This is a genomic window from Nocardia sp. NPDC006630, assembly GCF_040611495.1.
Classification (GTDB): Bacteria; Actinomycetota; Actinomycetes; order Mycobacteriales; family Mycobacteriaceae; genus Nocardia.
This window is the reverse complement of record NZ_JBEXOK010000004.1, coordinates 518,304-530,995: the sequence shown is the minus strand read 5'-3', so window position 1 is coordinate 530,995 and position 12,692 is coordinate 518,304. Positions and strand designations below refer to the sequence as shown.

Genomic DNA, 12,692 nt, shown 5'->3' with positions numbered 1-12,692 from the left:
GTGCGCCTTCTGCTGGGCGGGCGGTGCGCGACCGGCTCGGTAGCCGGTGCCCTACCAGCCTCGCCCAGCAGCGGGCAAAGGGAAAGCGATGCGAAAGCTTCGCACCCCCGCACGCGGTGTGTCGGCGCCTATGCGACCGGAAGTTCCGGAACGTCCGTGACTTCCGCGATCCGGGAGACCGGGAGCTCCGGAATTCGCGTCGCGCGAGCGTAGACGGTCTCACCCTCGGCGAGATGCAGCGCCTCGGCGTCACCCCGGGTCACCTGGGCGGTGAAAATATCACCGGTGGCCGCATTGCGCAGTTCCACCCGAACCTCGAAGCCCAGGTGGACAATCCGCTCGACCGTGGCCCGGGTGACACCGGCGGAGGACGCCGTACCCTCGTGCGCGGCCAGCGCCATGCTCGGATCGCGCCCCACGCGAATATCGTGCGGGCGCACCAGATGCCCGTTGAGCTTGGCCACCGCACCCAGGAACGACATGACGAAATCGTTTGCGGGACGGTCGTATACATCTTCCGGCGACCCGACCTGCTCGATCCGCCCCTTGTTCATCACCGCGATCCGGTCGGCCACATCCAGGGCTTCCTCCTGGTCGTGAGTGACCAGCACGGTGGTGACATGCACTTCTTCGTGCAGCCGGCGCAGCCAGGTGCGCAGGTCCGCACGAACTTTCGCATCGAGCGCGCCGAAAGGCTCGTCCAGCAGCAGCACCTGCGGGTCCACGGCGAGCGCGCGGGCCAGGGCCATACGCTGCCGCTGACCACCCGAGAGCTGCGCCGGATACCGATGCTGAAAGCCGTCCAGCCCGACGATCTCCAGCAGATCGTCGACCTTCTTCTTGATCTCCGGCTTCGGCCGCTTCCGAATCTTCAAGCCGAAGGCCACATTGTCCCGCACGGTCATGTGCTTGAACGCGGCGTAATGCTGGAATACGAATCCGATATCGCGCTTCTGCGGCGACACCCGGGTCACGTCTTTTCCGGCGATGGTGACGATGCCGCCGTCCAGCGATTCCAGACCGGCGATCGAACGCAGCAGCGTCGACTTACCCGATCCGGATGGGCCGAGCAGCGCGGTCAGTTCGCCGGACGGGATGTCCAGGGTGACGTCGTCGAGCGCGGCGAAGGTGCCGTAGCGCTTGTTGGCATTGGTCACGGTGATCATTTGGCAGTGCCCCGCTTCCGTTCGAGGAGAGTCATCAACAGAAGGACGACCAGGGCGATACCCATGAGCAGGGTCGCCGCGCAGTACGCGCCGAAGGTGTTGTGGTCATTGGTGTAGCGGCCCTCGACGAGCAGGGTCAGCGTCTGCGATTTACCGGGCAGCGCGGTGGAGACCATGATGACCGCGCCGAATTCGCCCAGCGCACGCGCCACGGTCAGCACGATGCCGTAGGTCAGACCCCAGCGGATCGCCGGGAGCGTGATCCGCCAGAAGGTCTGCCAGCGCGAGGCGCCCAGGGTCGCGGCGGCCTGCTCCTGGTCGTCGCCGATCTCGTGCAGCACCGGCTCCACCTCGCGCACCACGAAGGGCAGCGTCACGAAGATGGTGGCCAGCACCATGCCCGGCAGATTGAAGATCACCTTCAGACCGTGGTGTTCCAGCCCGCCGAACCAGCCGTTCACACCCCACAGCATGATCAGCGAGACGCCGACCACCACCGGGGACACCGCGAACGGCAGATCCACCAGACCCTGAATCAGGTTGCGGCCGGGGAACTTTCCGCGCACCAGCGCGAGCGCGGTCAGCACCCCGAACACCACGTTCAGCGGCACCACGATCGCCACGATGAGAATCGAGAGATTGAATGCCGATACCGCGGCGGGCGTGGTGATGGAGGTGAAGAATTCGCCGACACCGTGCCCGAAGGTGCGCCAGAGAATGATGCCCAGCGGCAGGATCAGCAGTACGGCCAGATAGACCAGCACGATCGTGCGCAGCGAAATCCGGGTCCAGGGAGCAAGTTTCATCGGGCCTCCTGCTCCTTTCGGGCGGTGCGGTCGGCGGCGAAGCGCAGCACCAGCAGGGTCACGAACGAAATCACCAGCAGCGCAACGGAGACCGCCGCCGCATTGACCGGACGATCCACCTCGATCTGCTGCTGGATGTACTGCGAGGTCATCTGCGTTTCACGCGGAATATTGCCGCCGATGAGCACCACGGACCCGTACTCACCGATGGCGCGGGCGAAGGCCAGGCCGCCGCCGCTGATGATGGCCGGGGTCAGCGTGGGCAGCACAATGCTGCGGAAGGTGGTCCAGTTGTCCGCGCCCAGGGACGCGGCCGCCTGCTCCACCTCCCGGTCCACCTCCATGAGCACCGGCTGCACCGAACGCACCACGAACGGCAGCGTCACGAAGGCCAGTGCCACCACCAGACCCGGCTGCGTGGCATTGAGCTGGATATCGATCGGGCTCTCCGGCCCGTACAGCGCCAGCAGCACAATGCTGGCCACGATGGTGGGCAGTGCGAACGGCAGATCGATGAGCGCGTTGACGATCGATTTGCCGGGGAACTCATCGCGCACCAGTACCCAGGCGATGAGGGTGCCCATGAAGACATTGATGAGCGCCACGATGACCGAGACGAAGATGGTCACCTTCAGCGAATCGATGGCCGCGGGCGCGCTCACCGCGTCCCAGAATCCGGACCAGCCGTTCCCGAAGGAGTTGTAGGTCAGCGCCGCCAACGGCAGCAGCACGATAATGCTGAGCCACAGCGCCGCGGTGGCGATGCCGAACGGGCCCACGGACCCGGTCACCCGAAGCCAGGACCGGGCCGGCTTGGGTTGCTTGTCTACCGAAACGCCGGGACCCGAGGTGGTCCCGGCGCTCGTGCTGCTGTCACTCACGCTATCGAGTATCGCTTGTGTCCCAGGTCACCCGGCTACTTGGTGGCCTTGTCGTAGATAACCGCGACGCTGCCGGTGTTGGGAGTGAACAGATCCTTGTCCACAGCCTTCCAGCCGCCCAGGTCCGCGATGGTCCACAACTTCTGCGGGGCCGGGAAGTCCTTGGCGAAGTCGGCGGCCACCTTCGGGTCGACCGGGCGCAGGCCGGCGGCGGCGAACGCCTTCTGGCCGTCCGGGGTGAACATGAAGTCGTGGAACGCCACGGCCTTGGCCTGGTTCTTGCTGTTCTTGGTCACCGCGACCGGGTTCTCGATCTTGAACGTGGTCGGCGGGATGAAGTGCTCGATCGGATCGCCGTTGCGCTCGGAGAAGAGGGCTTCGCTCTCATAGCTCAGCAGCACGTCACCGGTGCCCTGCAGGAAGGTCTCGGTGGCTTCGCGGCCCGACTTCGGCTGCACCTTCACATGATCCTTGGTGATCAGCTGCGACAGGTAGTCCAGACCGGCCTGCGGGTTCTTGCCGCCGTCGCTCTTGGCGGCGTACGGGGCCAGCAGGTTCCACTTGGCCGAACCCGAGGAGAACGGGTTGGGGGTCACAACCTCGACACCCGGCTTCAGCAGGTCGTCCCAGTCCTTGATGCCCTTGGGATTGCCCTTGCGGGTCGCGATGACGACGACCGAGCCGAAGGGAATTCCCTTGTTGGCGTCCGCATTCCAGCTCGCGTCGACGATGCCGGCATCCACCAGGCGGGTGATGTCGGGCTCGACGGAGAAGTTGACGATATCGGCCTCCGCGCCGTCCTTGACCTTGCGGGACTGATCACCCGAGGCGCCGTAGGACTGCTGGAACTTCACGCCCTTACCGGCATCGGTCTTGTTGAACGCCGGAATCTCATTGTCGAAACCGGGCTTCGGGACCGAGTAGGCGTAGAGGTTCAGGGTGCCGCCACTGCCGTCGGCAACCGCGCCCTTGTCGGTGGAGTCGCTCGAGCCGCCGCCGCACGCGGAGAGAACCGTGGCGGCGACCGCGGTCAATGCGACTGCGACGAGAGATCGGCGAGAGAGCCTGGAGCTGCTGGACATCGGGTGGACCTTTCGAGAAACCCCCGGGGACCTGGGGGCAGGTGAAGGAAGGTACTGCCGTAGACCCGTCGCGCAAAGAGGGTGCGACGGTGGCGCTACAGCCCGAAGGCCGTCGGGAATCGGACACGACTGCGAAAAGGAACGCGCGCCAGTCTACTTCAGACGTGCAGTAGTGCCCGGTTGACGATCAACGACAGAGGATGTCCGCGACCGCGAGGCAGCCCACAGCGATCAACGCCAATTCATGGCGGACCTGGGGCACAACACTCGACGACACGGGGCAGACTGTAGCAGGGCGGAACGTCTCACAGGAAACGGAGCGGGCCGCCTATCACTGTGAACATACCCACGGGGGAAATACATGACTGCTCCAGATCGGGTCCGCCGGACCTTTCCCGGCATTTCGACCCGCACCTGGGAACATCCCGCCGACCGCACCGCACTGGTCACCCTGCGCTCACTGTCGGGCTTCGACACGCTGCTGCGCGCTCTCTCCGGACTGCTCGCCGAACGTCAGTATCGGCTGATGTATCTGGCGACCGCGGTGCGGGTGGACGAGCGGCAGTTCAAGAAGGTGCACCAGCTGCGCGAGGACGCCGTACGCATCCTGGACGCGAGCACCACGCCCGAGATGTTCGTCCTGCAGGACCCGGAGGTGAACGCCTTCACCATCGGCATGGATCGGCCCTTCATCGTCCTGACCACCGGACTGCTGGATCTGCTCGATCCCGAGGAGCTGCGCTTCGTGGTCGGGCACGAGCTCGGGCACGCCCTGTCCGGGCATGCGGTGTACCGGACCATGCTCATGCATCTCATGCGACTGGCCGACGGCGTCGGCTGGATTCCGTTAGGCGGCTGGGCATTACGGGCCATCGTCGCCGCGCTGATGGAATGGAGCCGCAAATCCGAACTGTCCGGCGACCGGGCCGGACTGCTGTGCGGACAGGATGTGGACGCCTCGGTGCGAGTGCATATGAAGCTCGCCGGCGGCTCCCGCGTGGACGAGATGAGCCATGCGTCCTTCCTGGAGCAGGCCGATGCCTACGACCGCGCGGGGGATCTGCGCGACGGGGTGCTGAAACTGCTGAATCTGGAACTGCAGACGCACCCGTTCTCGGTGCTGCGGGCGGCCGAATTGCGGCGCTGGATCGCCAGCGGTGAATACGACCGGATTCTGGACGGCCGCTACCCGCTGCGGGAGCAGGATAGGAACGCCCGCATCAGCGATCAGGTGAAGGAGGCGGCGCGCACCTACCGGCAGAACTTCGATCAGTCGGAAGACCCGCTCATTCGCGCGGTGCGCAATCTCGGCCGCGATGTCGGCTCCGCGGTGGGGACCGTCGGGCAGGAGGTCGGTGAGACCGTCTCGAAGCTCGGCAAACGGTTCAGCGAATGGCGGGAGCGGGACGACGAATAGCCACCGGCCCGGGTAGCTATTCGCCGTCGGTACAGATCGGTTACTCGTCGCCCTCGACCACGGGCGGGTTCTCCAGAATGTCGAGAACCCACTCCTCCGTGGCACTCTCGGCATCATCCTCGTCGGGACGGATGCGGTTGCTGAGCCGGACGCCCAGGCCCAGCAGCTGCGCCGCCTTCACCATATCGAGCGCCTCTTCGGGGCCCGTGTAGTGAGTCGCGATCAGACGTGGCTCATCCTCTTCGAACTCCTCTTCGGACAGCAACGTCACCAGTTCCAAGCCTTCATCGGTTGACATGGTGCAGCAGCGTACGCGCAGCATCCGACAATGCGGGTCTGAAGTCCGATTCGCCCGATGAATAGCAGGCGAACTCAACGCATGGAACTCTTCAGCGAGTGCAGAGCCAAGCGATTACGACGAGAACGAGCAGCGCGAACAGAGCGAGCTGAACACGGGAACGAGGCATCAGGCGGCTTCCTTACGCATGCGACGCGGCTGCGCGGCGGGCGCCGCGGCCTCCTGGGCGACCACTCGATCACGGCCCAGCGCACGCAGCGCAACTCGCAGCACTCGATCCAGCACATAGGCAATGGCGAAACAGACCGGCACCATGGCGGCCAGCACCACGGCGAATTGGGGGACGAAGGGCAGGCCGGCCACCCATAGTTCGACGCCGTCCCACCATCCTGCGATCGCATGCACGACACCAGCCTAGGCCGAAAGCCTGCGGGTGGACGATTCGGGCCGACAGGACAGAAGATGGTGACTATGGAGTCCTATGACGAACCGGAGTCGTACGACCGCCCGCTGAGTAGCGGTGCGGCCGATATCGAGTCCGAGACGCTCGGCCCGCCCCGGGATGCGCTCGACCGGCCCGACGCCCAGCTTTCGGACGGCTACGTTCCGGCCGCCATCGGTGAGGCGCACTATTCGAACTTCCCGCCGATCGACGATTACGCATTCCTCTCCGACTGCGAGACCAACTGCCTCATCGCCCGCAACGGCTCGGTGGAGTGGATGTGCATCCCGCGGCCGGACTCCCCCAGCATTTTCGGCGCCGCGCTGGACCGCAGCGCCGGGCACTTCCGGCTCGGCCCCTACGGCCGCAATGTGCCCGCCGCCCGCCGGTATCTGCCCGGCGGGCTGATCGTCGAGACCACCTGGCAGACCGAGACCGGCTGGATCATCGTGCGCGATGCGCTGGTCATGGGTCCCTGGCACAACAATCGATCGCGCAGCCGCAGTCATCGGCGCACTCCGATGGACTGGGATGCCGAGCACATGCTGCTGCGCACCGTGCGGTGTGTGAACGGCGTCGTCGAACTGGAGATGAGCTGCGAACCGGCCTTCGACTACCACCAGCAGGCGGCCAATTGGGAATACAGCGGCGATGTGTACGAACAGGCCTCGGCCACCTGCGATATCGAGAGCTGCCCGACGCTGACCATCACCACCGATCTGCGTCTCGGCCTGGAGGGCCGGGAGGCTCGGGCCCGCACCCGCATGAAGGAGGGCGATCAGATCTTCGTGGCGCTGTCCTGGTCGGATCTGCCGCCGCCCAAGACCTTCGAGGCCGCCGCGGACAAGATGTGGCAGACCACCGAGGCGTGGCGGCAGTGGATCACCCTGGGGCGCTTCCCCGATCATCCGTGGCGCGGATATCTGCAGCGCAGTGCCCTCACCCTGAAGGGGCTCACCTACGCGCCGACCGGTGCGCTACTGGCGGCGGCCACCACCTCGCTCCCGGAAACACCTGGCGGGGAACGCAATTGGGACTACCGCTACACCTGGGTGCGGGACTCCAGCTTCGCGCTGTGGGGTCTGTACACCCTCGGCCTGGATCGGGAGGCCGACGACTTCTTCGCCTTCCTGCACGATGTCGCCACCGACGGAAACGGCAGAGCCCTTCCGCTGCAGGTGCTTTACGGCATCGGCGGGGAACGCGAGATCACCGAGACCGAACTCCCGCACCTGTCCGGCTATGACGGCGCCCAACCGGTGCGCATCGGCAACGGCGCGTACAACCAGGATCAGCACGATATCTGGGGCACGATTCTGGATTCGGTCTACCTGCACGTGAAGTCGCGCCAGCAGGTGCCGGAGACGCTGTGGCCCATGCTGGAACGGCAGGTGCAGGCCGCCATCGAGAACTGGCGCAATCCCGATCGCGGCATCTGGGAGGTGCGCGGCGAGCCGCAGCATTTCACCTCGTCCAAGGTGATGTGCTGGGTCGCGCTCGATCGCGGCGCGAAACTGGCCGAACTGCACAGCGAATTCGACTACGCCAAGAAGTGGCACGATATCGCCGACGAGATCCGGCAGGACATCCTCGACAACGGCGTCAATGCCGAGGGTGTGTTCACCCAGACCTACGGCAGCGATAGCCTCGACGCCTCGCTGCTGCTGGTGCCGCTGCTGCGCTTCCTGCCGCCCGACGATCACCGCGTGCGCGCCACCGTGCTGGCCATCGCCGACCGGCTCACCGAGAACGGGCTCGTGCTGCGGTACCGCACCGAAACCACCGACGACGGCTTGATCGGCGTGGAGGGCTCCTTCACCATCTGCTCGTTCTGGCTGGTATCGGCGCTCGTCGAAATCGGCGAACTGCAACGCGCACAACAGCTCTGCCAGCGCCTGCTCGGCTACGCCAGCCCGCTCAAGCTCTACGCCGAGGAAATCGACACCCGCACCGGCCGGCACCTCGGCAACTTCCCGCAGGCCTTCACCCACCTGGCGCTGATCAATGCGGTCATGCACGTGATCCGCGCCGAGGAGTCACACAGCTCCGGCCAGTTCCACCCGGCCCACCCCGGCCGGTAAGTCGTTCGCTCGCAAACGATTTCAGGTCGCCCCCACGGAAACCGCGGGGGCGACCACACCGTCGCCCGAACCGATAGTCCGCTCGCCGTCATCCCGCCCGCCGCCGAGGCCGCGCCCCTGCCGATCTCCAGCGCGCACCACCCCGCCGGCTGCAGGACCTCGCGATTCGGCCGACCTCGTGGCTCGGCGTTCCGGTGCTTGTTCGGCCGGGATCCACTACAGCCCAGCGGATTACGTGGGAATGACGAGGTCGGGTCCCGACTAGTACTCGGCGTTTCCGCCGCGGGCGTCGGCGCGTTCGCGGAGGTCGTGCAGGCGGACGAGGGCGGCTTCGATTTCGGTGAGGCGCTGCTCGCGGCGCTGACCGGAGTGCACGGCGGCGGCCTCCTCGGCGGCACGCAGCGAGGCGTCCACCGAACGCAGTGTCTCATTGGCGATTTCGGTGAAATGGTCGCGGAGATTGCGCTGCACGGCCCGCAGGCGGTAGCGCGATTCCTTGCTCACCTGGAAGATCACATCGTCCATGAGGCGCGACACCGCGACCTTGGCCTCGGACTGGCGGCGCTGGCGGCGGTTCTTGCGATCGTCCCACAGGGCATTGATGCCGAGCAGCACACCCGCACCGGCCGAATACCAGTTGACCAGGGACATACCCAGCAGGCTGGTGGCCAGACCGACCATCAGGATGCCACCGTAGGACCCGCGCAGCGTGTTCAGCGCCGTCTGCGCCACCGCCGTTTTCGCGCTGTCCAGCGTTTCCAGCGAGGTCACCGGCTCCAGCACCGCCCCCACCTCACCCGGATTGTCCAGGCGCAGTTCAGGTGTCGGAATACCGCGGTCGGGGAACTTCGCGGCCACCTGCTCGGCCAGCTCGACCGAGCGGTAGTGCGCGATGACGAAGTTCTCCTCTACCGCCTCACAGATCTTGGCATCCAGATCGGCGCCGAAATCGTGCCAGCGCCGCACCGGATCACGCTTCATGATGTCGGCCTCGGCATCACGGATCAGACTGCGTAGGCGGTGCCGCAGATCGTGTTCGGTATCGGCCATCAGCTCACCCGCGCCGTCGGCGAGGGTGACCTGCCAATTGGCGCTGCGCTGCCGCAGCTGCTCGGCCTCCTCGCGGGTGCGCCGCAGCTGCTCGGTGATCACGCCGTAGCGGCGCGGATCGCGCAGCGTCTCGGCCTCGGTCCGCAGGGCCAGCGCCAGATGGTCGGTGATCAGCCCGATATCGCGCACCGCGGCATCGACGGCCACCGCGTCGGCATTGCCGAGCACATAGCTGCGCAGGTGGTCGAGCAGTTGCGGCACACCGGATTCCAGATCCGCCTGCTGATCACCGGTGGCGATCGCCTGCTCGTGCAGCCGCGCCGAAGCGGGCGCGACGGCGAAGGCCAGTCCGGCCGCATCCAGCAGCCGCCGATCGTGCTGCTGCACCTCCGGCCACTGCGGCGACTGATCGATCTTGTTGAGTACGCAGACCACCGTCGGGCACACCTGCTGAATGCGCTGCAGCTGCCCGATCTGCCCACTGGTGAACGGTGCGGCGGCGTCCGCGACATAGAGCACCGCATCGGCGACCGCCAGCAGCGACCAGGTGGCCGGGGTGTCGGCGGGCGAGCCGGGCGCGTCCAGCACCACGAAACCCTCCGCCAGCAGTGGACTCGGCTCGGTGAATTCGGCCCGGATCACACCCTCGGCATCCATGGCGGACACCGCGTTCCCCGGATCGATCGGCAGTCGTTCGGTGGTGCCGCCCGGACCGACCCGCACCAGCGTCGCCGTGGACTGCGGCCCGTACTCGGCGATCACCGGCACGCTGACGGCATTCTCCGTAGCGCTGACCGTCGTCCCGACCAGGCTGTTGACCAGCGTGCTCATTCCGCTCTTGGACTCGCCCACCACAACCAGGCGCACCCGAGGATCGGCGAGCCGGGCGCGCGCGATGCCGAGGCGACCGGCCAGATCCGCGCGACCCGCGGCATGGATGGGCTCCAGCAGCTCGTCGAGCAGCCCGAGCAGCGGCGCCATCGCATCCGGATTCTTCACTGCGACAAGGCGTTCGACACCGCTCACAGCAGCGTGTGGTCGAACGGGCCGTGTACCTGATAGTGGGAATCGGCGAAGGAGGTGTCGGCCGGCATGAGCCCGCTCGTGAGCCCGCCGTCATGCATCAGGAAAACCGAGTGCAGCGTGGAATCATCGGCGATCGGCATCACGTGCAGACTCGAATCTATCGGGTCCCCAGCGGGTTTCACCGGTTTGGGTACATCCGGCACATGCTGCTGTGTGGTCGGCGGCTGCACCACGCTCGGCATGACCGGCACCGGATCCAGCGAAATGCTGGGCTGCCCACCGTGTGTCGGCAGATCCGGTTGCGTCGTCGGCACGGTCGGCTGCGACGGATTGGTCACCGGCGGCTGGTGCGTCGGCGCCGCATCGGTATCGCTCGGCACGGTGACCGGCGGGACGGTGCCGTGGGTGTCGCTGTCATCGGACGGATAGTGCGGGCGCGTGGTGGTATCGGAGTCCGGATCCGGCGTGACCGGGGCAACCGTGACGGGCGCATGCGTCGTCGGCACGGAGGGAGCCGTGGTCAGCACCGGCACCTTGGTCACCGGATCGATACCGGGCAGCTTGGTGACCGGCGGGACCGAGGGCGCCGTGGTGAGCACCGGGTCGGGCTTCGCGGGCACACTGATCTGCGGCACCGACCCACCGGGCGCGGTGGTCAGCGGCAGCGGCTTGGCGATCGCGCTCACCGGATGCTCGGAATCACCGTGCGCGCCCGAGGCGAGCAGCACCGGACCGGCGTGGTTGAACAGGGCCGGGGCATTCGCCGCCGAGGCGGTCAACGGCGACTGGCCGGGCGTGGTCAGGAGATTCGCGATCGGATGCGTCGCGGCGTCCGGCTGAATCGTGGTCTGCAGCGGCGTGGTGACCACCGGCTGCACGACAGCCACGGGGGGCAGGAAGACCGGCGCGGCCGCGACGGGCGCGATCGGGGCGATGGCGATCGGGGCGGCAGCGGCGGGCATCGGTGCAGCCGGGGCCGGAGCGAAGGCGGGGGCGCTCGGGGCGCTGTACACGGGAGCACCGGCGGGAGCAGCGAGCCCGGGGGCACCGGCGGCGGCTCCGGGAGTACCGGCGGCGCCGAGGCCGGGAGCACCAGCGACCGGAGAACCGGGCAAACCATTCGCCGGACCGGCTGCGCCGATTGCCTGCGAATTAGCCTGCTGGCCTGCGGGATTCGCGGCCGAGCCGGGACCGCCGGTCAGTCCCGCGGCGGAGGCGAACGGATTGTTCGGGTCGACGGGCGTGCCCGGCAGACCGGCGGGGATATGCGAAATCCCCTGTCCCATATCCTGAGTGAACTGATCGAGCTGGTGGCCGACATTGCCGACCGCGACATCGACCTTCAAATCCGATTCGAACTGCACACCGTCGAGTCCGACGTGCATATTGACGGCCCAGTCGGTGCTCACGTACACCCCGACGGGACCATTGCCGATACCGTCGAAAATGCTCGGGTGCGAACCCTCTCCGAAACCTTCGCCACTACCGAAGCCCGCGCCGCTGCCGTGCGGCCCGAAACCACCGCCGGGCTGGCCGAACCCACCACCCGGTTGGCCGAAACCGCCACCGGGCAGCCCGGGTAGGTGCAGGCCGTCGAAACCGTGTGTGGCGAAGCCGTCGTCACTCAGCCCGGGTAGGTGCAGTCCATCGAAGTCCGGCAGATGGAAGCCGCCCGGAATCTGGAACTGCTGATCCTCGGCAGGCAGACCGGGCTGCGCCCCGAAAGGCAGGCCCGCGGACTGTCCGTCGCCGGGTAGCTCGAATCCGGACTGCGGCTGGTAGTCGTGGGTGGACGGCAAGGTGAAGGTGGCGGGCAGATCCGTATCGGGCAGACCCACGCCGTGGAAGCCCGCCATGCTCGGATCCGGCATGGAGCTGGCATCGAAATGCGACGGCAGCAGCCCGGCATCGGTGCCGAAGTGATCGTCCGGAGCCGCGACCGGCGCGATGCCGCCGTAACCGCCGTGTGCGGGCGGCATGCGATCGATGGTCAGATCCGGGAAGGTGAGGGTCGGGCTGGGCACGTCCGGCTGCGGATCATCGACCTGCGACCAGCCCACATTGCGGCTGTCGTGATCGATCGCCGGGGTGGCGCCCCCGCGGGTGCCGGCCGAGGCGATCAGAGCTCCGCCGGTGACATACGCGCCCGCCCTCGCCACGCGCGCGACCCCGTCGGCAATCCGATACGCGGCGTCACCCGCATCATCGCCGCCGACACCCGGTGCGTCGTGGAAGGGCAGGTCACGCGTCATACAAGCTCCACTCTCAAGGATCGGCGGTCCGCCAGTGGCGGACCGCCGTTCTCAACTCGTTTCACACCCTATTTCCGGATACCCGGTCTGTCACATCCACCAGGTAGAAGCTGGTGTGCCAGTGGTGCGACACATAGCTTGTCATCCGACATATCGGGACGGAAGCCCCAGATTTTGTGTGAATCGAGCTG

General features: G+C 66.8%; 11 protein-coding genes. 2 read left to right on the top strand and 9 right to left on the bottom strand.

All coding sequences use genetic code 11. From position 1 onward, the window contains the following. Positions 1-128 precede the first annotated feature (128 nt). The 5 genes from ABZX86_RS14200 to ABZX86_RS14180 form a co-directional block, all read right to left on the bottom strand. Positions 129-1,166, bottom strand: a complete 1,038-nt coding sequence (locus ABZX86_RS14200; protein ID WP_355123476.1) for a sulfate ABC transporter ATP-binding protein — start codon at positions 1,164-1,166, stop codon at positions 129-131. Beyond that, complete coding sequence (gene cysW, locus ABZX86_RS14195; RefSeq protein ID WP_327144571.1) at positions 1,163-1,972, bottom strand: sulfate ABC transporter permease subunit CysW; 810 nt, start codon at positions 1,970-1,972, stop codon at positions 1,163-1,165. The genes ABZX86_RS14200 and cysW overlap by 4 nt, the downstream gene beginning before the upstream one ends. Then, complete coding sequence (cysT, locus tag ABZX86_RS14190; protein WP_355123474.1) at positions 1,969-2,853, bottom strand: sulfate ABC transporter permease subunit CysT; 885 nt, start codon at positions 2,851-2,853, stop codon at positions 1,969-1,971. Before cysT ends, cysW begins: the two co-directional genes overlap by 4 nt. A gap of 35 nt (positions 2,854-2,888) precedes the next feature. After that, complete coding sequence (locus ABZX86_RS14185) at positions 2,889-3,935, bottom strand: sulfate ABC transporter substrate-binding protein (RefSeq protein ID WP_355123472.1); 1,047 nt, start codon at positions 3,933-3,935, stop codon at positions 2,889-2,891. Positions 3,936-4,122: 187 nt separating this feature from the next. After that, complete coding sequence (locus ABZX86_RS14180) at positions 4,123-4,212, bottom strand: Ms4533A family Cys-rich leader peptide (protein ID WP_327144567.1); 90 nt, start codon at positions 4,210-4,212, stop codon at positions 4,123-4,125. Between the two features lie 84 nt (positions 4,213-4,296). Between ABZX86_RS14180 and ABZX86_RS14175 the strand changes: the two genes are divergently transcribed. After that, positions 4,297-5,352, top strand: a complete 1,056-nt coding sequence (locus ABZX86_RS14175) for a M48 family metallopeptidase (RefSeq protein WP_355123470.1) — start codon at positions 4,297-4,299, stop codon at positions 5,350-5,352. 40 nt (positions 5,353-5,392) lie between these two features. Here the strand turns inward: ABZX86_RS14175 and ABZX86_RS14170 are convergent, their stop codons facing one another. Next, positions 5,393-5,650 carry a hypothetical protein gene (locus tag ABZX86_RS14170; RefSeq protein ID WP_355123468.1) on the bottom strand — a complete coding sequence of 86 codons (258 nt, stop codon included), beginning with the start codon at positions 5,648-5,650 and terminating at the stop codon, positions 5,393-5,395. A 168-nt stretch (positions 5,651-5,818) separates the two neighbouring features. Then, positions 5,819-6,055: a hypothetical protein gene (locus ABZX86_RS14165; RefSeq protein WP_327144565.1), complete on the bottom strand. Its 237-nt coding sequence runs from the start codon at positions 6,053-6,055 to the stop codon at positions 5,819-5,821. A gap of 57 nt (positions 6,056-6,112) precedes the next feature. On the opposite strand from ABZX86_RS14165, the gene ABZX86_RS14160 reads away from it, so the two are divergent. Further along, positions 6,113-8,173, top strand: a complete 2,061-nt coding sequence (locus ABZX86_RS14160; protein ID WP_355123466.1) for a glycoside hydrolase family 15 protein — start codon at positions 6,113-6,115, stop codon at positions 8,171-8,173. Positions 8,174-8,434: 261 nt separating this feature from the next. Here ABZX86_RS14160 and ABZX86_RS14155 read toward each other — a convergent pair whose 3' ends face one another. Both ABZX86_RS14155 and ABZX86_RS14150 read right to left on the bottom strand, forming a co-directional pair. Beyond that, positions 8,435-10,249, bottom strand: coding sequence for a hypothetical protein (locus ABZX86_RS14155; RefSeq protein WP_355123464.1), 1,815 nt, complete (start codon positions 10,247-10,249; stop codon positions 8,435-8,437). Next, positions 10,246-12,501: a hypothetical protein gene (locus tag ABZX86_RS14150; RefSeq protein ID WP_355123462.1), complete on the bottom strand. Its 2,256-nt coding sequence runs from the start codon at positions 12,499-12,501 to the stop codon at positions 10,246-10,248. The genes ABZX86_RS14155 and ABZX86_RS14150 overlap by 4 nt, the downstream gene beginning before the upstream one ends. Between the last annotated feature and the right edge of the window lie 191 nt (positions 12,502-12,692).